This window comes from Microbulbifer regidiadema (SeqCode) (assembly GCF_052467605.1).
On sequence record NZ_CP174316.1, the window covers coordinates 4,482,774 to 4,507,470 of the forward strand.

21 protein-coding genes are annotated in these 24,697 nt (G+C 54.5%); 16 read left to right on the plus strand and 5 right to left on the minus strand.

Going from position 1 to position 24,697, the window contains the following annotated elements:
• Window positions 1–98: 98 nt before the first annotated feature.
• Both ACJJIF_RS20260 and gltA read right to left on the minus strand, forming a co-directional pair.
• Window positions 99–635 (minus strand): hemerythrin domain-containing protein, encoded by a 537-nt coding sequence (locus tag ACJJIF_RS20260; RefSeq protein ID WP_444930072.1) that lies wholly within the window; start codon window positions 633–635, stop codon window positions 99–101.
• Between the two features lie 328 nt (window positions 636–963).
• On the minus strand, window positions 964–2,253 hold the full coding sequence (gene gltA / locus ACJJIF_RS20265; RefSeq protein WP_444930073.1) for a citrate synthase: 1,290 nt from the start codon (window positions 2,251–2,253) through the stop codon (window positions 964–966).
• A gap of 439 nt (window positions 2,254–2,692) precedes the next feature.
• On the opposite strand from gltA, the gene sdhC reads away from it, so the two are divergent.
• From sdhC to ACJJIF_RS20315, 10 genes are all read left to right on the plus strand, one after another.
• Complete coding sequence (gene sdhC, locus ACJJIF_RS20270; RefSeq protein ID WP_444930074.1) at window positions 2,693–3,067, plus strand: succinate dehydrogenase, cytochrome b556 subunit; 375 nt, start codon at window positions 2,693–2,695, stop codon at window positions 3,065–3,067.
• Window positions 3,061–3,429, plus strand: coding sequence for a succinate dehydrogenase, hydrophobic membrane anchor protein (gene sdhD / locus ACJJIF_RS20275; RefSeq protein ID WP_444930075.1), 369 nt, complete (start codon window positions 3,061–3,063; stop codon window positions 3,427–3,429). Before sdhC ends, sdhD begins: the two co-directional genes overlap by 7 nt.
• A 3-nt stretch (window positions 3,430–3,432) precedes the next feature.
• Window positions 3,433–5,205: a succinate dehydrogenase flavoprotein subunit gene (gene sdhA, locus ACJJIF_RS20280; protein WP_444930076.1), complete on the plus strand. Its 1,773-nt coding sequence runs from the start codon at window positions 3,433–3,435 to the stop codon at window positions 5,203–5,205.
• A 19-nt stretch (window positions 5,206–5,224) separates the two neighbouring features.
• A complete protein-coding gene (locus ACJJIF_RS20285) occupies window positions 5,225–5,929 on the plus strand; it encodes a succinate dehydrogenase iron-sulfur subunit (RefSeq protein WP_444930077.1) in 705 nt (234 codons plus the stop codon).
• Between the two features lie 211 nt (window positions 5,930–6,140).
• Window positions 6,141–8,972 carry a 2-oxoglutarate dehydrogenase E1 component gene (locus ACJJIF_RS20290; protein ID WP_444930078.1) on the plus strand — a complete coding sequence of 944 codons (2,832 nt, stop codon included), beginning with the start codon at window positions 6,141–6,143 and terminating at the stop codon, window positions 8,970–8,972.
• 46 nt (window positions 8,973–9,018) lie between these two features.
• Window positions 9,019–10,203: a 2-oxoglutarate dehydrogenase complex dihydrolipoyllysine-residue succinyltransferase gene (odhB, locus tag ACJJIF_RS20295; RefSeq protein WP_444930079.1), complete on the plus strand. Its 1,185-nt coding sequence runs from the start codon at window positions 9,019–9,021 to the stop codon at window positions 10,201–10,203.
• Window positions 10,204–10,268: 65 nt separating this feature from the next.
• A complete protein-coding gene (gene lpdA, locus ACJJIF_RS20300; protein WP_444930080.1) occupies window positions 10,269–11,711 on the plus strand; it encodes a dihydrolipoyl dehydrogenase in 1,443 nt (480 codons plus the stop codon).
• A 163-nt stretch (window positions 11,712–11,874) separates the two neighbouring features.
• The gene (gene sucC, locus ACJJIF_RS20305; RefSeq protein ID WP_444930081.1) at window positions 11,875–13,041 is read left to right on the plus strand and encodes an ADP-forming succinate--CoA ligase subunit beta; all 1,167 of its coding nucleotides are present in this window, start codon (window positions 11,875–11,877) and stop codon (window positions 13,039–13,041) included.
• A 2-nt stretch (window positions 13,042–13,043) separates the two neighbouring features.
• Window positions 13,044–13,916, plus strand: a complete 873-nt coding sequence (gene sucD / locus ACJJIF_RS20310) for a succinate--CoA ligase subunit alpha (protein ID WP_108734154.1) — start codon at window positions 13,044–13,046, stop codon at window positions 13,914–13,916.
• A gap of 543 nt (window positions 13,917–14,459) precedes the next feature.
• The gene (locus ACJJIF_RS20315) at window positions 14,460–15,113 is read left to right on the plus strand and encodes a M12 family metallopeptidase (protein WP_444930082.1); all 654 of its coding nucleotides are present in this window, start codon (window positions 14,460–14,462) and stop codon (window positions 15,111–15,113) included.
• Between the two features lie 100 nt (window positions 15,114–15,213).
• On the opposite strand, the gene ACJJIF_RS20320 is transcribed toward ACJJIF_RS20315, so the two are convergent.
• Both ACJJIF_RS20320 and ACJJIF_RS20325 read right to left on the minus strand, forming a co-directional pair.
• Entirely contained in the window at window positions 15,214–16,602 is a 1,389-nt protein-coding gene (locus ACJJIF_RS20320) for an MATE family efflux transporter (RefSeq protein WP_444930083.1), read from the minus strand.
• A gap of 12 nt (window positions 16,603–16,614) precedes the next feature.
• Window positions 16,615–17,181: a DUF2239 family protein gene (locus tag ACJJIF_RS20325; protein ID WP_444930084.1), complete on the minus strand. Its 567-nt coding sequence runs from the start codon at window positions 17,179–17,181 to the stop codon at window positions 16,615–16,617.
• Between the two features lie 245 nt (window positions 17,182–17,426).
• Between ACJJIF_RS20325 and mtnP the strand changes: the two genes are divergently transcribed.
• From mtnP to ACJJIF_RS20355, 6 genes are read left to right on the plus strand one after another with little or no spacing between them, the layout of a single operon-like run.
• Complete coding sequence (gene mtnP / locus ACJJIF_RS20330; protein WP_444930085.1) at window positions 17,427–18,338, plus strand: S-methyl-5'-thioadenosine phosphorylase; 912 nt, start codon at window positions 17,427–17,429, stop codon at window positions 18,336–18,338.
• Window positions 18,331–19,278: an arsenosugar biosynthesis radical SAM (seleno)protein ArsS gene (gene arsS / locus ACJJIF_RS20335; protein ID WP_444930086.1), complete on the plus strand. Its 948-nt coding sequence runs from the start codon at window positions 18,331–18,333 to the stop codon at window positions 19,276–19,278. The genes mtnP and arsS overlap by 8 nt, the downstream gene beginning before the upstream one ends.
• Window positions 19,279–19,303: 25 nt before the next feature.
• Complete coding sequence (locus tag ACJJIF_RS20340; protein ID WP_444930087.1) at window positions 19,304–19,987, plus strand: TVP38/TMEM64 family protein; 684 nt, start codon at window positions 19,304–19,306, stop codon at window positions 19,985–19,987.
• Between the two features lie 7 nt (window positions 19,988–19,994).
• Window positions 19,995–21,470, plus strand: a complete 1,476-nt coding sequence (locus tag ACJJIF_RS20345) for a dihydrolipoyl dehydrogenase family protein (protein WP_444930088.1) — start codon at window positions 19,995–19,997, stop codon at window positions 21,468–21,470.
• Complete coding sequence (locus tag ACJJIF_RS20350; RefSeq protein WP_444930089.1) at window positions 21,467–22,144, plus strand: TIGR04283 family arsenosugar biosynthesis glycosyltransferase; 678 nt, start codon at window positions 21,467–21,469, stop codon at window positions 22,142–22,144. Before ACJJIF_RS20345 ends, ACJJIF_RS20350 begins: the two co-directional genes overlap by 4 nt.
• Window positions 22,137–22,790 carry a TIGR04282 family arsenosugar biosynthesis glycosyltransferase gene (locus ACJJIF_RS20355; protein ID WP_444930090.1) on the plus strand — a complete coding sequence of 218 codons (654 nt, stop codon included), beginning with the start codon at window positions 22,137–22,139 and terminating at the stop codon, window positions 22,788–22,790. Before ACJJIF_RS20350 ends, ACJJIF_RS20355 begins: the two co-directional genes overlap by 8 nt.
• Window positions 22,791–22,874: 84 nt before the next feature.
• On the opposite strand, the gene mltF is transcribed toward ACJJIF_RS20355, so the two are convergent.
• Window positions 22,875–24,353: a membrane-bound lytic murein transglycosylase MltF gene (gene mltF / locus ACJJIF_RS20360; RefSeq protein ID WP_444930091.1), complete on the minus strand. Its 1,479-nt coding sequence runs from the start codon at window positions 24,351–24,353 to the stop codon at window positions 22,875–22,877.
• Between the last annotated feature and the right edge of the window lie 344 nt (window positions 24,354–24,697).

Consider the following 24,697-nt stretch of genomic DNA (forward strand, 5'->3'; position numbering starts at 1 on the left):
ACTGTAAAAATAATATGCCTAGGGTAAGCTATTGTTTCTTATCGGCATTAATAGGTTAAATATCTCACTACCTTTAATAAAAAAACTAAATGTTGCTTTTATGAGGGCTGATAGAGGACATAGAGTTCTTTTTCTTCTAGCGCTGTTCGACGGGTCAGTGCTTCACCAATTTTCTGGTAGTCCATTTTAAAATCGCGCACCATTTCCGAAGTAAAGGCTTCGTGGTTGTAGCGCTTACAAAACTGTACAACCGTATTTGCGATCTCATTCATATCAGTGCGGAAATCTTTGACCACCTGTAGGGTGTGGGCGTCGCCAGCCAGGGCCTGCTCCAGGTACACATAAAAGCGCACATTTTCTTTAATCAGGTGAGCTTGAAAGCCGGACTTAAATTGGGTCAGCAGCTGGGACAGCTGTCGATAATTTTTTTTCTCGAAACCTTCAGACCACATGCGCTGAAAGATGCTGATCAGGGTGCGGTGATCATCCTCCAGTGCTTTGATTAAAGTGGGGTCGTAAGAGATGGTGCGGGCACCTTTAGCTCCTGCGTAGGAGCTGCGTGTGTACTTCTCTTCAAGGTCCGCTGCATCTTCTGTTTTCTTATTTCGGAACATCCCGGAAATAAAACTAAGCATGAATTTAGTCCCAGTAGATTTTTAAAAGCTGTTATTAAGTCTGATCGCTCCGCGAGCTAAGAGCGGTAGCTTAAGGAAAGTAAAGCTATTTGGAGCCCGGCGGGCGGGTCGGATTTTACATTGGATGACAGCGGGTTTAACTGCTGGAGGGGAGGGGGATTGGGTAAAATTACAAAATTGAGACTTAAGTCACAACCCAGCGCTTTGCTTTTAGAATTTTAACAAAATACAGTTGATTAGCGTTGAGAAAACCAAAAAGAGTATCTGCCGCTATTTTAAATTATTAGGGCAATAAAAAACCCGGCGTGGCCGGGTTTTTTGCTTGAGCCTAGCGCTGCTCGAGCGGTACGTAATCGCGCTGCGGGTAGCCAGTGTACAACTGGCGAGGGCGACCGATCTTGTACGGGTTGGAAATCATTTCATTCCAGTGTGCAATCCAGCCGGAGGTGCGGCCGGTGGCGAAGATCACGGTGAACATATCGGTGGGGATACCGATAGCTTTCATAATAATGCCGGAGTAGAAGTCTACGTTCGGGTAGAGCTTCTTCTCTACGAAGTAATCGTCCTCAAGGGCGATTTTCTCCAGTTTCTTGGCAATCTTCAGCAGCGGATCATTCTCTGCACCCATGGCGCCCAGAACTTCATCGCAAATGCCCTGCATTACGCGGGAGCGGGGGTCGAAGTTCTTGTAGACGCGGTGGCCGAAGCCCATCAGGCGGAAGGGGTCATTCTTATCTTTGGCGCGCTGTACGAACTCGTCGATACGGCTCTCATCGCCAATTTCCTCCAGCATGTTCAGTACCGCTTCGTTGGCACCGCCGTGAGCGGGTCCCCACAGGGTGGCAATGCCGGAAGAGATACAGGCGAACGGGTTGGCGCCAGAGGAGCCTGCCAGGCGAACGGTGGAGGTGGAGGCGTTCTGTTCGTGGTCTGCGTGCAGCAGGAAGATGATGTCCATTGCCTTGGCGACAATCGGATCGATCTTGCTGGGCTCACAGGGGTTGCCAAACATCATGTGCAGGAAGTTTTCGGAGTAGCTGAGGCTATTGTCCGGGTACATGAAGGGCATGCCCTGGGAGTGCTTGTAGCACATAGCTGCCAGGGTTGGCATCTTGGCGATCAGGCGGTGGGCGGAGATCTCACGGTGCTCTGGATTGGTGATATCCAGGGAGTCGTGATAGAAAGAGGCGAGGGCGCCGACTACGCCGCACATCATCGCCATCGGGTGGGCATCGTAACGGAAGCCTTTAAAGAAGTTTACCAGGGATTCGTGAACCATGGTGTGAGACATAATAGTGTCTACATACTTCTTTTTTTCTTCTGCGTTGGGCAGCTCGCCATTCATCAGCAGGTAGCAGGTTTCCAGGTAGTCGGATTTCTCTGCCAGTTGCTCGATGGGGTAGCCGCGGTGCAGCAGTTGGCCTTTGCCGCCGTCAATAAAGGTGATCTGGGAATCACATGAGGCGGTGGATACGAAGCCCGGGTCGTAAGTGAATAAGCCTTTGCCGGTCAGGCCGCCGACATCGATCACATCGGGGCCGAGGGTGCCGGAGCGAACGGGCATCTCAAGGGCACCGTCGATACCATCGACTGTGAGCTGCGCTTTTTTATCGGACATTGCGGACTCCTAAAAATGTTCTTATGCCGGCCTTTTCCCGCTGCTTTCGGGTGCTGGCGGCCTTTTGAGCGGGGCCAAACTTAAGTGCCGAGCCGCAAATTGTCAAACCAAAAGGAATGGACCATCAGTCTATTGTCGGCAGGATATCTGGTTTCGGTCCATGCTCGTAGAGTATTTGTCTAGATAGTGCACAGGAATCTCTGGAGAAATCCCGCGATTCCGGCTTTGTTGCGCGATACTGGCGGGAAGCCGGCGTAATTGCAGGCGTTCGTTGTGTTTTGACTAGTGAATGCCTATAATCCGCGCGGCTTGCGCCATGGTACGGCTACTTTGTGTAAGGCTTTATCTGGTCGAGTGCAAAGTGATCTGCAAGCAGCTCGTCCCTCCATTGAAAAGCTAACGGGCGCCCGGTCGTTCAGGGCAACAAGGTGTTTTTCCTGTGAACAAAAACAGACCTGTCAATTTAGACATTTCCACTATAAAGCTTCCCGCTACCGCTGTGGTTTCCATTTTGCATCGTATTTCCGGTGTAGTGCTCTTCGTTGTTGTTGCACTATTACTGTGGATGCTCGATGCCAGTTTGGAATCCGAGCAGGGATTCGCCGAAATCGCAGCGATATTTAGCAGTATCCCTGCCAAGCTCATTCTTTGGGCATCTCTGGCGGCACTTATTTACCACATACTGGCAGGTGTTCGTCATCTGTTTATGGATATGGGGATAGGTGAAAGCCTCGAAGGCGGTCGCCGCAGCGCTGTATCAGTGCTGGCGCTGGCTGTAATCCTTATTCTTCTGGCGGGAGTTTGGTTGTGGTAAAAACAGTAACAAGCTTTGGTCGTAGCGGCACTTTCGACTGGCTCTACCAGCGAGTCACTGCGGTAATACTGCTTGCGTACACCCTCTTTATAGTGGGTTTTATCTTTTTTAGTCAGGACTTTGGCTACCAGGCCTGGTCCGAACTGTTCGCCCAGCGCTGGATGCGTGTGTTCAGCCTGGTTGCCTTGCTGTCCACCATTATTCACGCCTGGATTGGCCTCTGGTCCGTGATTACCGATTACATCACCAACCGGATGATGGGCGGTAAAGCCACTGTTCTGCGTTTGTTCGTAGAAGTGATTTTGGCTGCGGTTGCCGTGTTGTACACGGTGTGGGGCATTGAAATTCTTTGGGGTGTATAAGCAATGGCGAACATGCGTACTATTTCTTTTGACGGGATTGTAATTGGTGGCGGCGGTGCCGGTATGCGCGCTGCCCTGCAGATGGCCCAATCCGGCTATAAAACTGCGGTGATTACCAAAGTATTCCCGACTCGTTCTCACACGGTATCTGCCCAGGGCGGTATTACCTGTGCGATCGCCAGCTCAGATCCCAACGATGATTGGCGCTGGCACATGTACGATACCGTTAAGGGTTCCGACTATATCGGCGACCAGGACGCGATCGAATATATGTGCTCCGTAGGTCCCGAAGCGGTATTTGAGCTGGAGCACATGGGTCTGCCTTTCTCCCGTACTGAGGAAGGTCGTATCTACCAGCGCCCCTTCGGCGGTCAGTCCAAGGATTTTGGTCGCGGTGGCCAGGCTGCGCGCACTTGTGCCGCTGCTGACCGCACCGGCCACGCACTGCTGCACACCCTGTATCAAAACAACGTTAAGCACAAAACCGAATTCCTGAACGAATGGTTTGCGATTGACCTGGTGAAGAACCAGGACGGTGCGGTTGTGGGTGTGATCGCCATGTGCATCGAAGATGGCGAAGTGGTTTATATCAAGTCCAAGGCGACCGTATTCGCTACCGGCGGCGCCGGTCGTATCTTCGCTTCCACCACCAACGCGCACATCAACACCGGTGACGGTGTCGGTATGGCCCTGCGTGCCGGTATGCCAGTGCAGGATATCGAGATGTGGCAGTTCCACCCCACCGGTATTTACGGCGCCGGTGTACTCGTGACCGAAGGTTGTCGCGGTGAGGGTGGCTACCTGGTGAATAAAGATGGCGAGCGTTTTATGGAGCGCTATGCCCCCAATGCCAAAGACCTCGCTTCCCGCGATGTTGTGGCTCGCTCTATGGTCCTCGAGATCCTCGACGGCCGCGGTTGTGGCCCGGAAGGCGATCACGTATTCCTGAAGCTCGATCACCTGGGTGAAGAACTGCTCAACAGCCGCCTGCCCGGTATCTGTGAGCTGTCCAAGACCTTTGCCCACGCCGATCCGGTCAAGGTGCCGATCCCGGTAGTACCTACCTGTCACTATATGATGGGCGGTATTCCCACCAACGTTCACGGTCAGGCGCTGACCCAGGACGCTGCCGGTAACGATCAGATTATCGATGGCTTCTACGCTTGTGGTGAGGTCGCCTGTGTGTCCGTGCACGGCGCCAACCGCCTGGGCGGCAACTCCCTGCTGGACCTGGTGGTATTCGGCCGCGCTTCCGGCCTGTTTATCGAGAAGTCCCTGCGCGAAGGTATTGAGCACCGCGAAGCTTCCGAGTCCGATCTCGAAGCCGCTATGGCGCGCCTGAACCGCCTGGAAACCAATGACAAAGGTGAGAAGGCTGCGGACCTGCGCAAAGAGCTGCAGGGCGTGATGCAGAACCACTTCGGCGTATTCCGTCGCGGTGATTTTATGGCCGAAGGCGTGAAGAAGCTTGCAGATCTGCGCGAGCGTATTGAGAATGTGCGCCTCGACGATAAGAGTCGCGCGTTTAACACCGCCCGTGTTGAAGCGCTGGAACTGCAAAACCTACTGGAAGTTGCCGAGGCTACGGCGGTTGCCGCAGAGACTCGCACCGAGAGTCGCGGCGCTCACGCCCGCGAGGACTTCCAGGAGCGCGATGATGAAAACTGGCTGTGCCACTCTATGTATTTCCCCACGGAAAAACGTGTCGGCAAGCGTGCGGTAAACTTCGCGCCTAATACCATGGAAGCCTTTGAACCGAAAGCTCGGACTTACTGATTCGGGAGCGGAATAGAGTATGTTGAAAGTAAGCATTTACCGTTACAACCCGGAAACCGACAAAGCGCCTTACATGCAGGACTACGATCTGGACACCCAGGGCAAAGACCTGATGGTGCTGGACGTTCTGGAGCTGTTGAAGGCCGAAGACCCGACCCTGTCTTTCCGTCGTTCCTGCCGTGAGGGCGTCTGTGGCTCCGACGGTATGAATATTTCCGGTCGCAATGGTCTGGCGTGTACTACGCCACTGTCTGAAGCGGCTCCCAAGGGTAAACTGGTTCTGCGCCCGCTGCCGGGCCTGCCGGTAATCCGCGACCTGGTTGTGGATATGGAACAGTTTTACGAGCAGTACAAGAAGATCGAGCCGTACCTGCAAAACGATACGCCGGCTCCGGCGATCGAACGCCTGCAGTCTCCGGAAGATCGCGAGAAGCTCGACGGCCTGTACGAGTGTATTCTGTGCGCCTGCTGTTCCACCTCCTGTCCGTCTTTCTGGTGGAACCCGGACAAGTTTATCGGCCCGGCCGGCCTGTTGCAGGCTTACCGCTTCCTGGCGGATAGCCGCGACCTGGCCACTGACGAGCGCCTGTCCAACCTGGATGATCCTTTCAGTGTATTCCGTTGCCACGGTATTCAAAACTGTGTCAATGTTTGCCCGAAAGGTCTGAATCCGACCCGCGCGATCGGCCATATCCGCAATATGCTGCTGACCCGCGCCGTGTAGGGGATACTGCGGCCGATTATCGGCCCGCTGGGGTTCGCGCTTCGCGAGCCCGGCGCCAGGTAGGGTGCCAAGCAAATGACAAAAAGCCGGTTTTAACCGGTAAAAAACTGAAAAGGGGAGGTGGCTTTGTGCGCCTCCCCTTTTGTGAGTGAAAGGAAAGCGCAGTGGCTCAAGAGAAGATCAGCACACTGCAATTGAGGTAGGCATCAACATGCACGAAAGTACCATGGAGCAGCTGTGGCGTAGCTCCCATATCTCCGGGGGCAATGCTGCCTACGTGGAGGAGCTTTACGAGACCTATCTGCACGACCCCAACGGTGTCCCCGAGGAGTGGCGCAATTATTTCGATAGCCTCCCCCGCGTTGAAGGCAGCAGCGATGTTTCCCACGCCGCTGTGCGCCAGCACTTTGAGCTGCTCAGCAAGCATCGCGCGCGCCCGATAGCCGCTCCCGGTGCGGCCGGCTCGGCCAATATTGAGCACGAGCGCAAGCAGATTAAAGTTCTGCAACTGATCGATTCCTACCGCCATCGCGGCCACAAGAAAGCGACCCTCGACCCGCTGGGTCTGATGGCCCGCGAACAGGTGCCCGACCTGCAGCTGAGCTACCACGGCCTGACGGAAGGTGACTTCGACACCACCTTCAATACCGGCAGCCTGTTCCTCGGCAAAGAGGAGGCGACTCTGCGTGAAATCGTCGAGGGCCTGGAGAATACTTACTGTGGCAACCTGGGCGCAGAGATCATGCATCTCTCCAACCTGGAAGAGCAGCAGTGGTTCCAGCAGCGCCTTGAGCGCAGCCAGTCCAAAGCCAACTTCGGCAACGATATCCAGGTTGAAATCCTGCAGCGCCTCTCCGCCGCTGAAGGTCTCGAGCGCCACCTGGACTCCAAGTACCCGGGCACCAAACGCTTTGGTGTCGAGGGGGGCGAGAGTCTGATCCCGATGATGGACGCCCTGATCCGTCGCTCCGGTACCTACGGGGTGAAGGAAGTGGTGATCGGAATGGCCCACCGCGGCCGTCTGAACACCCTGGTAAATATCCTCGGTAAAAACCCCGCCGACCTGTTCGAAGAGTTTGAAGGCAAGAAGACCCTCGATACTTCCGGTGACGTGAAGTACCACCAGGGCTTCTCCTCCAACGTGATGACCCCTGGCGGTGAGGTTCACCTGGCCCTGGCTTTCAACCCGTCGCACCTGGAAATCAGTGCACCGGTGGTTGTGGGTTCCGTGCGCGCTCGCCAGGATCGCCGCAACGACAGCACCGGTGAGAAGGTGATGCCGATCAACATCCACGGCGACGCGGCCTTTGCCGGCCAGGGTGTTGTGCAGGAAACCTTACAGATGTCCCAGACCCGCGGTTACTACACCGGCGGCACGGTGCACATCGTATTGAACAACCAGGTGGGCTTTACCACCAGCAAGCGCGAAGACGCCCGCTCCACCGAGTACTCCACCGATCCCGCCAAGATGATCGATGCACCGGTGCTGCACGTAAATGGCGACGACCCGGAAATGGTCGTATTGGCCGCGCTGCTGGCGGTGGATTACCGCTACGAATTTAAGAAAGACATCGTTATCGATCTGGTCTGCTACCGCCGTCGCGGCCACAACGAGACCGACGATCCCTCTGGTACCCAGCCGCTGATGTACCAGACCATTCGCAAGCACAAAACCACCCGCACGCTTTACTCTGAGAAGCTGGTGGGCGAGGGCATCCTGGACAAGGCTGCCGCAGACAAGCTGGCCAACGATTACCGCGACAAGCTGGATGCGGGTGAAGACGTGGCTACCGGTCTGGTGAAGCAGCCGGACTCCTCCATGTTTGTGGACTGGAACCCCTACCTGGGTCACGATTGGGATACGCCCGCCGATACCGGCTATGCACTGCCGAAGTTGCAGGATGTCGCCACTCGTATGACCAACGTGCCCGATGGCGTTGTGATGCAGCGCCAGGTCTCCAAGATTTACGAAGACCGCCGCAAAATGGCCGGTGGCGCACTGCCCTTGAACTGGGGCATGGCGGAAACTCTGGCTTACGGCACCCTGCTGGAAGAGGGCTTTATGGTCCGCTTTACTGGTGAGGATGTGGGTCGCGGAACCTTCTCTCACCGCCACGCGGTGATTCACAGCCAGAAAGACGGCCAGAGCTATGTGCCTTTGCAGCACATGTCTGAAGACCAGCCGCCGTTCTATATCTACGACTCGCTGCTGTCCGAAGAGGCAGTGTTGGCGTTTGAATACGGCTACGCCACCACCACACCTAAATCTCTGGTGGTGTGGGAAGCCCAGTTTGGCGACTTTGCCAACGGTGCCCAGGTTGTGATCGACCAGTTCATCACCTCCGGTGAGCACAAGTGGGGACGTATGTGCGGCCTGGTAATGCTGTTGCCGCACGGCTACGAAGGCCAGGGCCCAGAGCACTCCTCTGCGCGTCTTGAGCGCTTTATGCAGCTGTGTGCCGAGCACAATATCCAGGTGTGTAACGCCACTACTCCGGCGCAGATCTTCCACCTGCTGCGCCGCCAGGCAGTGCGCCCCATGCGCCGCCCGCTGGTGATTATGAGCCCGAAATGGATTCTGCGTCACAAGCTGGCCACCTCCAGCCTGGAAGAGCTGGCCGAAGGCCGCTTCCACAATGTGATCCAGGACCAGGGCGTAGATCCAGACAAAGTGAAACGCTTGGTTCTGTGTTCCGGCAAGGTTTACTACCACCTGCTGGAAGCCCGCATGGAGCGCGAACAGGAAGATGTTGCGTTCGTGCGAATCGAGCAGCTGTACCCATTCCCGGACGCAGAGTTTGTGGAAGCGGTATCCGCATTCAAGAAGATCAAGAGTGTCGCCTGGTGTCAGGAAGAGCCCATGAACCAGGGCGCCTGGTACTCCAGCCAACACCACTTGCGTCGTCTGTTGTCGGAGACCCATCCGAAGCTGGATCTGGAATACGTGGGCCGCGCCCCATCCGCAGCACCTGCGGCGGGCTATATGTCCACGCACCTTGAAGAACAGAATAAGTTCATCAACGAGGCGCTGACCGTCAAGTAACCGGCGGCAGTAATAAGTGAAGAGTCAATCTCAGGAAACAGAAAAAATGACGATCGAGATTAAAGCGCCAACTTTCCCTGAATCTGTTCAGGACGGAACTGTCGCCACCTGGCATAAGCAACCCGGTGAAGCGGTGTCCCGCGATGAGCTGATCGTGGATATCGAAACCGATAAAGTTGTGCTGGAAGTTGTTGCACCTGCCGATGGTGCCCTGACTGAAATCATCAAGGGTGAGGGCGATACCGTTCTCTCCAATGAAGTGATTGCCAAGTTTGAAGCGGGCGCTGGCGCTGCCCCGGCAGCAGCGGCAGCTCCGGCTGCCGAAGCCGCAGCTCCCGCAGCTGGCGATAAAATTGCCATGCCCTCTGCCAAGAAAATGGCTGCAGAGAAGGGTGTAGACCTGGCCGGTGTTGAAGGCACTGGCAAGGGCGGTCGCGTTCTCAAAGAAGATGTAATGAAAGCGGGTACTGCGCCGGTTGCTGCTGCTCCCGTCGCTGCTGCTGCCGAAGTTGCGGTAGCTCCGGGTGAGCGCGTAGAGAAGCGCGTTCCTATGACCCGTATGCGCAAGCGTATCGCCGAGCGCCTGCTGGACGCGTCCCAGTCCACCGCCATGCTCACCACCTTTAACGAGGTGAACATGAAGCCGATTATGGACCTGCGCAAGAACTACAAAGACCTGTTCGAGAAGACCCACAACGGCACTCGTCTGGGCTTTATGGGCTTCTTCGTAAAAGCTGCAGTAGAAGCGCTGAAGCGCTACACCGCAGTGAACGCGTCTATCGATGGCAACGATATCGTTTACCACGGTTACCAGGATATCGGTGTAGCGGTTTCCTCGCCGAAAGGTCTGGTTGTGCCGATTCTGCGCAACGCGGAAAACATGGGGCTGGCGGATATGGAAAACAATATCCGCGATCTGGGTGTTCGCGCCCGCGACGGCAAGCTGTCTATCGAAGAGATGACCGGTGGCACCTTCACCATCACCAACGGTGGTGTATTCGGTTCCCTGCTGTCCACTCCGATTCTGAATCCGCCGCAAACGGCAATTCTGGGTATGCACAAGATCCAGGAGCGCCCGATGGCGGTAAATGGCAAGGTGGAAATCCTGCCGATGATGTACCTGGCGCTGTCCTATGACCACCGTCTGATCGACGGTAAGGAAGCGGTTGGCTTCCTGGTAGCGATCAAGGAAATGATCGAAGATCCAGCGCGTATCCTGCTCGAAGTTTAAACAATAAATCCTGGGGCCTGCGGGCCCCCTCGATCACACTGCATTAGAAATATCTGGAACTGATCATGTCGGAAAAATTTGACGTAATCGTAATTGGCTCTGGTCCTGGTGGTTATGTCGCTGCCATCCGTGCCGCTCAGCTGGGCCTGAAGACCGCTTGTATTGAAAAGTGGAAAAACAAGGAAGGCAAATACGTAAACGGCGGTACCTGCCTGAACGTAGGTTGCATTCCCTCCAAGGCTCTGCTGGATAGCTCCTGGAAGTACCACGAGGCCAAAGACGCTCTCGACGTGCACGGCATTGAAGTCGGCAAGGTCAAGATGGATGTGAGCAAGATGATCGAGCGCAAAGGCGAGATCGTTAACAAGCTGACCGGCGGCGTTGCCGGCCTGTTCACCGCCAATAAAGTGACCTCCATTTTCGGCACCGGCAAACTGCTGGCCAACAAGAAAGTGGAAGTGACCGACGACGAAGGCAACAGCACCGTCTACGAAGCTGAAAACGTTATTCTGGCTTCCGGTTCTGTACCGGTAAATATTCCGCCCGCTCCGGTAGACAATAAGATTATTGTCGACTCCAGCGGCGCACTGGAATTCACCGAAGCGCCCAAGCGTCTGGGTGTTATCGGCGCTGGCGTTATCGGTCTGGAGCTGGGTTCTGTATGGAACCGCCTGGGCTCCGAAGTGGTTGTTCTGGAAGCCATGGACAAGTTCCTGGCAATCATGGACCAACAGGTTGCCAAAGAGTCCCAGAAGATCTTCAAGAAGCAGGGTCTGGATATCCGCCTCGCTTGCCGCGTAACCGGCTCCGAAGTGAAAGGCGAGGAAGTGGTTGTTACTTACCAGGACAAAGATGGTAAAGAACACCAGGAGACTTTCGACAAGCTGATCGTCTGCGTCGGCCGTCGCCCTTACACCGAAGGCCTGCTGTCTGAAGATGCCGATGTGAAGATGGACGAGCGCGGATTCATCTACGTCAACGACCTGTGCATGACTTCTGCACCGGGCGTATGGGCGATTGGTGATGTGGTGCGCGGCCCGATGTTGGCGCACAAGGCCTCTGAAGAGGGTGTTGTGGTTGCCGAGCGCATCGCCGGCCAGAAGCCGATGATGAACTACGACGTGATCCCCAACGTGATCTACACCCACCCGGAAATCGCTGCGGTTGGCCGCACCGAAGAGCAGGTGAAAGCCGATGGCGAGCCCTACAACGTAGGCAGCTTCCCGTTTGCGATCAACGGCCGCGCTATGGCCGCCAACGATACCCAGGGCTTTGTGAAAATCATCGCGCACGCGGAAACTGACCGCGTACTGGGTGCCCACATTGTTGGCCCGTCTGCGGCAGATCTAGTGCAGCAGGTGGCGATCGCGATGGAGTTTGGCTCCAGCGCTGAAGATATCGGTATGACGGTATTTGCACACCCGACTCTGTCTGAGGCCGTGAAAGAAGCGGCACTGGGCGTGCACGGCCATGCGATTCACACCGTAAATCGCAAGAAGCGCAAGTAAGATTATTTTTCGATTTCGGGGCAGCTAATTATTGCTTGATTAGCTGCCCCGGTTTCATTTGTGGAATTTGAAATTTGCAACGACGGAAATTTTAAATTTCTCTCTCAGGTGCAGAGTGATCTGCAATTAGTAAACACATTTTATATGTGAATTGGTATTGACTATGAACTTGCATGAGTATCAGGGCAAACAACTGTTTGCGGAATACGGATTGCCGGTTTCCAAAGGCATTGCAGCGGAAACCCCGGCAGCGGCAGCAGCAGCGGCTGACGAAATTGGCGGTGATAAGTGGGTAGTAAAGGCCCAGGTACACGCTGGTGGCCGCGGTAAGGCTGGCGGTGTAAAGCTGGTAGATTCCAAGGCAGAAATTGAAGAGTTTGCCAAAAAGTGGCTGGGCGAGCGTCTGGTAACTTATCAAACAGACGAAAATGGTCAGCCGGTTTCCCGTATCCTGGTTGAAAGCTGCACCGATATCGATCAAGAGCTGTACCTCGGTGCTGTTGTTGACCGCTCTACCCGTCGTATCGTTTTCATGGCCTCCACCGAAGGTGGCGTTGAGATCGAGAAAGTAGCGGAAGAGACTCCGGAAAAAATCCTGAAAGCCACCATCGATCCGCTGGTAGGCGCTCAGCCTTACCAGGCGCGTGAGCTGGCTTTCAAACTGGGCCTGAACCCGACTCAGGTTAAGCAGTTCACCAAGATCTTCCTCGGCCTGGCAAAAATGTTCCAGGAAAAAGATCTGGCCCTGCTGGAAATCAACCCGCTGGTAATCACCACCGAAGGCAACCTGCACTGCCTGGACGCCAAAGTGGTAATCGACAGCAACGCGCTGTACCGCCACGCTGACCTGCGCGAAATGCACGATCCTTCCCAGGACGACCCGCGCGAAGCGCACGCTGCCAAGTTCGACCTGAACTACGTAGCGCTCGATGGCAACATCGGCTGCATGGTAAACGGCGCTGGCCTGGCCATGGGCACCATGGACATCGTAAATCTGCACGGCGGCAAGCCGGCTAACTTCCTGGACGTTGGTGGCGGCGCGACCAAAGAGCGCGTTGTTGAAGCGTTCAAGATCATCCTGTCCGACGAGAACGTAAAAGCCGTACTGATCAACATCTTCGGTGGTATCGTTCGCTGTGACATGATCGCCGAAGGCGTTGTGGGTGCAGTAAAAGAAGTGGGCGTTAAAGTACCGGTTGTTGTGCGTCTGGAAGGCAACAACGCAGACCTGGGCGCCAAGGTTCTGAGCGACAGTGGCCTGAACATTATCGCGGCTACCAGCTTGACCGATGCTGCTGAGCAAGTGGTTAAAGCTGCGGAGGGTAAATAATCATGTCAGTATTGATTAACAAAGACACTAAAGTAATCTGTCAGGGCTTCACCGGCTCCCAGGGTACTTTCCACTCCGAGCAAGCGATTGCTTACGGCACCAAGATGGTTGGTGGTGTAACTCCGGGCAAAGGCGGTCAGACTCACCTGGGCCTGCCAGTATTCGACACCGTTAAAGAAGCGGTAGAGAAGACCGGTGCTGAAGCTTCCGTAATCTACGTACCTGCGCCTTTCTGTAAGGATTCCATCCTGGAAGCGGCCAACGCTGGTATCAAACTGATTGTTTGTATCACCGAAGGTATCCCGACCCTGGATATGCTCGACGCTAAAGTGAAGTGCGACGAGCTGGGCGTGCGCCTGATCGGCCCGAACTGCCCGGGTGTTATCACTCCGGGTGAGTGCAAGATCGGCATTATGCCGGGTCACATCCACAAGCCGGGCAAAGTGGGCATCGTTTCCCGTTCCGGTACCCTGACCTATGAAGCGGTTAAGCAAACTACCGACTACGGCTTCGGCCAGTCCACTTGTGTGGGCATCGGTGGTGACCCCATCCCGGGTTCCAACTTCATCGATATCCTGGAAATGTTCCAGAACGATCCGCAGACCGAAGCAATCGTTATGATCGGTGAGATCGGTGGTACTGCTGAAGAAGAAGCGGCTGCTTACATCAAGGAAAATGTTACCAAGCCTGTAGTTTCCTACATCGCTGGTGTAACTGCTCCTCCCGGCAAGCGTATGGGTCACGCGGGCGCGATCATCTCTGGTGGTAAAGGCACCGCTGACGAGAAGTTCGCTGCTCTGGAAGACGCTGGTGTTAAAACCGTGCGCTCCCTGGCTCAGATCGGCGACGCTCTGAAGGAAATTACTGGCTGGTAAGCAATTGCCAACTTTTAGTTTTCAAAAAAGCCACCCATTGGGTGGCTTTTTTTATGGGTGTGAACACACCAGCTTAGTCGGCTGGGGAGATGTTCAGCCTTCTTTTTCTCGTCTCTTTACCAACCTTTACACTTTCACAATTTGTACACTTTTACAGCTTGTCAGCTTTTTCTGGTGTTGACCGGAAGTTAGGTTTTGTTCAGCATTTTTTCTATCCCTGCCTGAAGGTAGGTGAACGCCTTGTTTTATAAGAGATTTCTGCCGATTTTTACCCGGGGTGTTTTTGTTTTATTTGCGGGGCTCTGTATTTTTTTGAATGGGCATATATGCGGGCGCGCAATGGCTGAATTATTTTTTGTGATTTGTTTCCCTTTTTTACTTTTTAGCTAGCTCAGCTGGTTTTTGACTTGCCAGTCTTGGTACGGCAGTGTTGCTTTGTCGGCCGATAACAAAAAAAATTTCAGGAGCTTTAGCGATATGGGATTAGCAATAGACAAAAAATCTCGAAAAATATCTTATAAGATAAGTTTTGGGGGGTTCTCTTTGGACAGAAATGAAGAGGTTGGTGGGGTTTGGCCAAATGGTGTGGTGAGATACTACATCCCCCCAAATCTGGATGCCGCCTATGTCAATGCGGTAAAAAGGGCCATGTCTCACTGGGAAATTTGTATTTATCGCAAGTTTAGATTTGCGGCGGTTAAATTTCTACCGGTGGGTATGGCTGGCCGTGGGGTGGTTACCATTATGGATGATCGCAGCAGTGCCACTGTAGGATTTACCAACGATACCAAGCAATATTGCGGGGTAAACTGGCGCTCTGATCGAGCGGCGATAGCTTCGCTTCCCCATGAAATTGGCCACACGCTCGGTCTTGCCCACGAGCATATGCGCTCCGATGCCCCTCTCGCGGTGCAGAACACTCTGGACTCCCTGCAACATCAAACTCGGGTGCAAACGTTAAGCCGCTTTTTAACCCATGGCTCGGCTTTCGATGGCAAGTCCATCATGATGTATGACGACCAGGCAAAGGCGCTGGGAATCTTAAAAAACACCCCTGGCGGCGGCTGTAAAATATCGCCCAACCAGGTAAACAGTTCTAGCTGGAACCCCAGTGAAGGCGATTTGGATATGCTGTCATATCTCTATGATGCCAAGCGCCAGACCTTGCCCAGCTCTTTTGCCGTTGCCTTGAGTTGAGGGGGTATTTTTCTTCGCTTGAGCAAGGGAGCCGTAGGTTCCCTTGCTCAATTGATACTTGGGCTAAGAGTACAAAGCCGAGGCGGGTGCAAAAATAGACTTAAGAGGGTACCTGTTGGGTGTTATATAAACCATATTTGTGCCCGTGATCGCGACCGCGCTGATAAAGTACACAAATAGTTAAAATCAGTAACAGCAGTTCTGCGATAGGCCCGGCATACCATATCCCCACCTCACCAAATAGTAGCGGTAATATCAAAATAAGTGGCAGCACAAAGAGGTAGGTTTTTGTTACCCCGAGAATGACTGCGCGCTTGGCATCGCCAATAGCCTGGAAGAAGGTGCTGATTATCATTAAGGGTCCCGCCAAAAAATAGACAAGCGTCATTATCGGCAGAATACGGGCAACCTCTGCAATAATTTGTGGGTCGCTGACAAATAAGGCGCCCAAGGTATCTTTGAGCATTAATATGCTGAGTTGTAGCGCTAGGCAGTAGGTGAATGCTACGGTTAAAGCGATATTGATACTGCTGTCGACGCGGGACCAGTTTTTAGCCCCAGCATTGCTGCCAATCAGGGTCTGAAAAGCTTGGCTGAAACCCAGCAGTGGCAGGAAAATAAAGGTCATAATGCGAGTGCTGATACCGTAGGCAGCGGCAGTCGAATCGTAATTGCCCGTACTCCAGATTTGCATAGTGAAAATTACGGAAGCAAATATCAGTGATACGCCGATATAATTTAAGCTGGTTGGCAACCCCAGGGAGATAAATTTCGACCACAGATTATACTGCTTGGATAAATGGATAATCTGCGTATCAATAACTGTCCGTCCAAAATGGCGATAACCTGCGACGAGTAGTAGTGTGATTGTTTTTGCCAACACTGTACCGTAAGCAGAGCCGGCTACGCCCATTTTTAAATGGGCGATAAAAATATAATTAAATATGGCATTGAGTAGTACTGACGAAAGGGAGGCGAAGGTCATTAGGCGGAGCTTCCCCTCACTGCGCAAGGTATCCGAATTGACAGTGCCAATAAAAAATACCGGTGAGAACAGTATAAGTATGACCAGGTAGGTGTAACTCATCTCCGCTAGGTGTTTTACATTGCCTGACATCAACAGGGTTAGTTGCCAGCCGCCCAGAAAAAATAGCAACATCAATGCAGCACAAATGATTAATGCTAAAGTGATTGCCTGGGAGAAAACGTGTTTTGCCTGGTCTTTTTCCCCGGCGCCCAAAAGTCTGGCCTGAACACTGGAGTAGCCTGCGGAGATCAAAGAGGATAGGGCTACCATCAGTGTCACGACCGGAAATGTTAAAGTGACGGCGGTAAGGGCATCTGAGCCGGCATATATCCCCAGGAAATAAGTATCCAGTAAGGTAAATGAACCATTTACCAGCATTACCAGGGCGATCGGCACGGCACTTTTAAGAAAAACTGGCAGCAAGGCGCCGCTAACAAATAGGTTGTCTTGTGGTTTGTACATAGTAAATCCGTTTTACAGCTTACCGCTGTGCATCTCCGCAATCGCTTTAAATTTATTTAGTACTAATTTTTTAAGGTCGTCGGGCCAGGAGTGGATGGCTTTTTCAAAGCTGATCAGACTGTTTCTATACAGGGCGCGGCTGGCCTCCTCAAAGCCGGGGGTATCCCCTGCAACTAACAGCATAAATTTATCCAGTGCCTGTTGCTTGCCGCTGATGCGCTCTTCGGGAGAGAGCTGTTTTTGTGCCTGTTCTACCAGTTTGCGCAGTGTGACAGAGGCGCCGCCGGGCTGTTGACGCAACCACTCCCAGTGGCGGGGCAGCAGGGTAACTTCCCCGGAGGTAACCCCTAATTTGGGGCGCCCACGCTTGCTTTTGCGGGCGGCTGTGTTCGCAGCTAACTCTGCCAGTAACACCTGGGTGTCGCTATGCCAATCCAGTTCAATCCGTTTGCAGCTTTCCGCCTCGAAAACAATCGGCTCGGGGTCCGTATTCATCTCCTTCACTTGGCGAATAACGGTTTCCAGTGTTCCTCGGGCGATGATCTGTTGTTGATTGATAGCGATGTAGTCAGCACTCACTGTATTTTCCTATATTTATCCGGGTTAAATATTTATACCCGGGTAAATATAGCTGGTAGTTTAGCCTGTATACAAGAGGGGGTTTTCTGGCTGGCTGCGATCTCAACCGGAGCAGGGCTCATCTAGCGCTGCCTTTCCCCTTTGTCGATGCCGTTTTAGCGCCTGATTTTTGCCTGAGTGTCAGTGATATACACGCTCGGCGTGCGCTCCTATACTGCGGAAAAACCAACTGTTTAGGAGTGAACATGGCGAGGGCTTTGATTGGGGTAATTGGGGGCAGTGGTCTTTACGATATGCCGGGGCTCAGGGACGCGGATGAGGTTCGGATGGACACGCCCTTTGGCGACACCTCAGATGCCATCGTGTGCGGTAAGCTCGAAGGTATCCCTGTGGCTTTCCTCGCCCGCCATGGGCGCGGCCACCGCCTGACCCCCTCCGAGGTGCCTTATCAGGCCAATATCCACGCCCTGCGCCAACTGGGTGTGCGCTATATTCTTTCACTCTCCGCCGTGGGCTCCCTACAGGAACAGGTGCGGCCGCTGGATATGCTGATTCCCGATCACTTTATCGATATGACCCGTCGCCGGGAGAGCACTTTTTTTGGCGCTGGGGCGGTTGCCCATGTGTCTATGGCCGACCCGGTTTGCCCCGCTGTCGCAGACAGTTTGGCGCGGGCTTTTGCCCTAACCCAAGCCGGGGAACCTATTCAGTTACATCGCGGCGGTAGCTATATCTGTATTGAGGGCCCGCAGTTTTCTACCCGTGCCGAGTCGCACTGGTATCGCAGTATGGGGGCATCGGTGATCGGTATGACTAATATGCCGGAGGCCAAGCTGGCCCGCGAGGCACAGATCGCCTATGCCACGCTGGCGATGGCGACGGACTACGATTGTTGGCACCCGCGCGAAGAGGCGGTAACCGCAGAAATCGCCATTGCCAATCTGCAACAAAACGCCGCGCGCGCGCAGCAGGTTGCGCGGGAGGCGATACGGATGCTGGGGACTGAGCGGCCGGAGTCCTCCGCGCATACGGCGCTGTTAAGCGCTTTGGTGACCCCTCTTGAGGCGATGCCGGAGGAAAAACAAGCAGTAATAAAACCCCTGCTGGCTCCGACAGAAGCACTATTTGAAGAGTGGAGCGGCGATATCGATGCTTGAGACCTTGCCCCTGCTGGAACAGTCGGATTTTCCGCCCATTCGCCGCAAGGCGCTTGAGACCTTGCAGGTCAATATTGGCTACCGCTGCAATCAGCGCTGTGTGCACTGTCATGTCAATGCCGGGCCCAATCGCACGGAAATGATGTCTGATGAAAACCTGGCGCTGTTGTTGGAAGTGATTGCTGCGCGCAAAACCCGCATACTGGATATCACCGGCGGTGCTCCGGAGTTGCACTGGGGCTTTCGCGCGCTGGTAAGCGGGGCGCGAGAGCGGGGAGTGCATGTGATCGATCGCTGTAACCTGACTGTCCTGTTTGAGCCGGGTCAGGAGGATACTGCTGAATTTCTCGCTCAGAATCAGGTTGAGGTAGTCGCCTCCCTACCGTGTTACTCCATCGACAACGTGGATAAGCAGCGGGGTAAAGGGGTTTTTGACAAGAGTATCGCCGCGCTACAGAAATTGAATACGCTGGGCTACGGTAAGCCCGGCAGTGGCCTACAGCTCAACTTGGTCTACAACCCCCAGGGGCCTTTTTTACCGCCGGAGCAGGGCGCCTTAGAGGCGGATTACCGGCGCGAGCTGGCCGACCACTTCTCTATTGAGTTCAATCATTTGTTCGCCCTCGCCAATATGCCGATCAAGCGCTTTGGTTCGATGCTGATTTCAAAAGGGCAGTTCCACGACTATATGGCGTTACTTAAGCGCAGTTACAGTGCCGATAACCTTGCCGCTGTGATGTGTCGCAACCTGGTCAGTGTCGATTGGCAGGGAAACCTATTTGATTGTGATTTTAATCAACAGCTCAATATGCCGCTTCCCGGCCGTTTACATCTGCGCGATTTACTCGAAGTGGACTTGCAGGGTTCAGATATTTGTGTGGCCGACCACTGCTACGGCTGTACGGCCGGGCAGGGCAGTAGTTGCGCTGGGGCTCTCTAGTGCTGGAGTATGGAACCTGGGAGCTATGAATAAAAAAATTTTGCTGTTGGTCGCTATTGTCGGATTGGTGGCACTCTTCTATGCACTCGATTTGCATCACTGGCTGAGCCTGGAGAAGTTAAAGAGTGGGGCGGAGGAGTTTAAGCACTGGCAGATGTCGTCGCCCTTTGTGGCCGCTTTTTTATTTCTTGTTTTTTATATTTTGGTCACGGGGCTGTCGCTGCCGGGAGCGGCCATTCTTACGGTTGCCGCCGGCGCACTGTTTGGGCTCTTTTGGGGAACCGTGATTGTCTCTTTTGCCTCGAGTATCGGCGCTACTCTCGCATTTTTACTGGCTCGCTATCTATTTCGCGACTATATCCAAGGGCGCTTTTCCGGGCACCTTCAAGTGATTAACAAGGGGGTTGATCGGGAGGGGGCATTTTATCTTTTTGCCCTGCGATTAGTGCCGGCCTTTCCTTTTTTTCTGATCAATATTCTGGTGGGGCTTACCCATATTAAAGTTTGGACCTTTTATTGGGTCAGCCAGCTGGGAATGCTGGCGGCTACGGTAGTCTATGTCAACGCAGGTACCCAGTTGGCACAGGTGGAAAGCCTCAAAGATATTTTATCTATGCCACTGCTGTTGTCTTTTGTATTGTTGGGGGTGTTTCCCTTGATGGCAAAATACCTACTCCGCTGGCTTAAGTACAGGCGTCAGGCCGGATAATTATTTTATGCAGAAGCCTAAGAAATTTGATCGAAATTTAATTGTGATTGGCGGCGGTGCGGCGGGCTTAGTTACCGCGTATATCTCTGCGGCAGTAAAAGCAAAAGTGACTTTGATCGAAGCGGATAAAATGGGGGGGGACTGCCTCAATACCGGCTGCGTTCCCAGTAAAGCGTTGATTATGTGCGCGCGACAGGCCCATAGGGCGCGCTGTGCCGGTGCGTTTGGGGTTGTGCTCCAGCCGCCAGTGATTGACTTTCCCCGGGTTATGCAGCATGTCAGGGCGTCGATTGAGGCGATTGAGCCCAATGACAGCGCAGAGCGCTATACCGAGTTGGGGGTGGAAGTGCTGCTGGGAAACGCAGAACTACTCGATCCCTGGACGGTTAAAATCGGCCTAAACAGCGGCGGAGAACAGACTTTGACGGCGCGGGCGGTGGTGCTGGCTACCGGTGCTGAACCGATTGTTCCAGTGCTGCCCGGGCTCGATCGGGTGGATTATCTGACCAGTGATACTTTGTGGCAGCGCTTCTTTCATCTGTCGGCACCGCCCCGCCGATTGCTGCTATTGGGCGGCGGCGCTATTGGTTGTGAGCTGGCACAGGCGCTTGCGAGGCTCGGCTCAGAGGTGGTTTTAGTTGAGCGGTTCGAGCGCTTGTTGCCGGAGCTGGATACTGAGGTGTCCGCAGCCGTTACTGAGGCGCTCACCGGCGATGGGGTTAAAGTTTTAACGGGTCATGAGGCCGTTGAATTTGAAGGTGTTCCCGCTCGGCGCGGTGGCATTTTGCTTGCACAGAGCAAGGCGGGCGAAGTCAGGCTGGCGTTTGATGAGGTAATTTTGGCGCTGGGGCGAAAGGCCAAGCTAAGCGGTCTCGGGCTTGAAAACATAGGCCTGCTGGAAAATGGCAAGTTACCACTGGATCGATACCTGCGCACTCGTTTTCGCCATATTCTCGCCGCTGGAGATGTTGCCGGGCCCTATCAATTTACCCATATGGCTTCCCATCAGGCGTGGTATGCAGCAGTGAATGCCCTTTTCGGCGACCTTAAGAAATTTGCCGTGGATTACTCACTGGTTCCCAGTGCGATATTTGTCGATCCCGAGGTGGCCAGTGTGGGACTCTCTGAAACGGCTGCTCGCAAACAGGGGGTGAACTACGAGGTAACCCGCTACGATCTCGAACATTTAGATCGAGCGATTGTCGATGGTGCGCGGCGGGGATTTGTCAAAGTACTGACTGTGCCGGGGAAAGATAAAATACTGGGTGTTTCTATTGTGGGGGAAAATGCCGCAGAATTAATTGCGGAATTTATTTTGGCGATGAAGCACGGCTTGGGACTGAATAAAATTCTCGCGACGATTCACCTGTACCCCACCATGAGTGAAGCGAATAAATTTGCGGCGGGCAATTGGAAGCGCGCGCACGCACCCGCAGGTATTTTACGCTGTCTGGAAATTTTTAATCGCTGGAGGCGCAAGTGATACAGTTCAGTGTGATTGTGCCTCTATTCAATGAAGCAGAGCAAATGGCGCCGTTATTACAGCATCTGCAAGCATTGGATGCGCGGGAAGATGTCGAAGTTATTGTCGTCGATGGCGGTAGTAGCGATGGCAGCGTGGAGATTCTGGAGAGCTCCGGTTTGGCGTTGCTACACGCCGCCCGGGGGCGGGCGCTACAGATGAATGCCGGAGCGCAGATGGCTAAAGGTCACTGGCTGTTGTTTTTACATGCCGACAGTCGGCTTCCGCCACAGGCCCTCAAATCTATTGGAGAGCTAAACAGGGAGACTGCCTATTGGGGGCGTTTTGATATTCAAATTGAGGGGCGCAGTTTTTGCTTTCCCCTGATCGCCGCTCTGATTAATTTGCGCTCTCGGCTCAGCGGTATTGCTACGGGGGATCAGGCTATTTTTGTGCGCCGTGCCTTGTTCGACAGTATGGGCGGATTCCCCGCGCAGCCGTTGATGGAGGATATCGAGCTGAGCCGTCGCCTGCGGCGTGACTATCGTCCCTGTTGTTTGCGGAAAAAAGTGACAACCTCGGGGCGCCGCTGGGAAAAGTTCGGTGTTGTGCGCACGGTTTTACTGATGTGGCGGCTGCGCTTTGATTACTGGCGAGGCGTACCGGCGGAGAGCCTGGCAAAGCGTTATGACTGATCGCGTATTAACCCCTTTGCGCCTGGTCGTGATGGCCAAGGCTCCGCTGCCGGGCTATGCCAAAACCCGGCTTGCCCCGGTATTGGGGGAGGCCGGTGCGGCCTCGCTGGCGGAGCGCTTATTGAGGCACACACTGTCGCAGGCGCTAAAGGCCGACCTGGGGCCGGTGGAGCTGCATGTTGCGCCGGACTCCGGCCACCCTTTTTGGCAGGCGCTGAAACTGTCCCGGGGGGTAGCGCTTTACAGTCAGTGCGCAGGTAATCTCGGTCAGCGCCTGTGGCAGGCGGTAAAAAGCGCCCCTGTCGAGGGCCCGGGAGTCCTCTTGTTGGGGACAGACTGTCCCGAGTTAAATGTGGAGCGGCTCCGGGCTGCGGCTGAGGCCCTAGTCGATACTGATGCGGTGATGTATCCGGCAAAAGATGGCGGTTACACCCTGTTGGGTTTAAAGCGAGTCGATTCGCGCCTGTTTGAGGATATCTGTTGGAGCACCGAAGTGGTGGCACAGCAGACCCTGGATCGATTGCAGGAGTGCGCAATGCAGTGCCGGCGCCTACAAGTGCTGACCGATATTGACGATCCCGAGGACCTGCCATTTTTGCCCGAGGCCTGGCAGGTGAGTTGGCAGGGTGTTCAGGTCGAGGATTAAGCGCGGTGGCGCTGTACCCATGGGCGCGACTGGCAGCAAACCGGCAAGATCTGTAGGAATTTAGAGTTCAGTTCGATTAGGGGCTCAGAGCGCGGGGGCGGCACTGCCTTCTGCTTCCAGCGCGCCGCTATCGGCAAGAGCCCCGCCGTCGTCATCGTTGGCAGCGGCCAGGCGCTGCTCTTCGATACGGCTACTCCAGCTCAGCAGGGCCTGGTAGTGGCGAATATTCTTTACATAAGTGACCGGCTCCCAGCCCCGGGCATAGCCGTGCTTGGTGGTCTTGTAATACTGGCGCTTGGCCAGAAGGGGCAGGTGTTCGCGCACATCGGGCCACAGGTCTGGATTGCCCCCCATGCGCTCTGTGAGCACACGGGCATCTTCCAGGTGGCCGTAGCCCACGTTGTAGGCGGCCAGGGCCATCCAGGTTCTATCGGGCTCGCGAATACGTTCCGGCAGTTTGTTGCGAATCTGTACGATATAGCGGGCGCCGCCCTCAATGCTCTCCTCGGGGTTGAGGCGATTCACACCGAGGTCTTTGGCGGTATTCAGGGTGAGCATCATCAGGCCGCGCACACCGGTGCGGGAGCGGGCGCGGGGATTCCAGTGGGACTCCTGGTAACTGAGGGCCGCGAGCAGATGCCAGTCGAGGTCATACTGGCCAGCAATTTTTTGCATGGTGCCGCGCCATTTGGGCAGCCGCTCGCGGCTGCGCTTGGCAAAGGCCTGGGCGCCGCCCACATTCAGGTCGCTGACATGGCCGAAAAACTCCTCCCGCAATTGGTCGATCATACCGTTGGTATTGGCGCGCAACATAAAGCGGCGGGCGCTGCGGTATAGGCTGTCGTCATCACTTTGCGGGAAGGCCCAGGAAACCGGTTGGAACTGGGTGAGGTTAAAGGCGACAGCGGTGTTGGGGTAGAGGCCGCGGTGAACGGCGTAGGCGTTGGAATCTACAATCGCATAACTGTATTTTCCCTCCTGCACCATCTCTACCAATTCCATGGCGTCTACGTCGGAGACTTCCTCCCAGTCCAGCCCGGTATAGCGGGCGGAGAGTTTCTTCATTTCTTCTGCGTGGGCACTGCCGGCAATCACGGCGACCTTTTTCCCTTCGAGATCGCTGGTCTTGCGCGGGCGCTGTTGGCCTACGCGATAGATGACTTGCTGGCGGATCTCGAAGTAGGACGGGGTGAAGCGGACCTGTTCGCGGCGCTCCGGGGTGACGGTGAGACCGGCAGCGGCGAAGTGTGCGCCGCTTTCGGGATCGCGCAGTTGATTGAACATTTCGTCCAGGTCATGCACGTCGCGAATAACTAGCTTTACTCCCAGCTCTTCGGCAAAAGCATGCAACATACCGTATTCAAACCCGGTGGGGTTGCCGGTGGCGTCTTCGTAATAAGTAGTAGGGCCATTTTGTGACAGTACGACCAATTCGCCGGAGGCTTTGACACGCTCCAGAGTATTCGGTGCTTTACTGGCAACCAGCAGGGAGGCGCAGCAGGAAAGGGCAATCCCTTTGCACACGCGGCGGACGTAGCGCAGCATACGGCTTTTCATCATCATAGGCTGTCCCTCTAGCTAGTCCGTTGGTGTATTTAGTGTTGTGCCTAAGGCGCTGCGCGCCAGTTTCCCACTCAAATAGGGCGACGCAGCGGGCTAATTTTACATGATTTGGCGACAATCTGCCCAGTTTGTCTTTTGAACACTGTGACCTACGCGCTTGCAAAGCATTACAGACTTAGTTAGTTGAGCCAGGCTTTGACGCAAAATTGATTTATTTTCGCTCAATTTTGTTTGTCTTTTGAGCATTCAGATTACTAATTGGTTCATGTGTGTCCAAGTGTCCGGCGGGTGTGTTGGAGTGGCGATGCTTCAGGTACAATTGCGCCTCTCAAATTTCCGGGGCC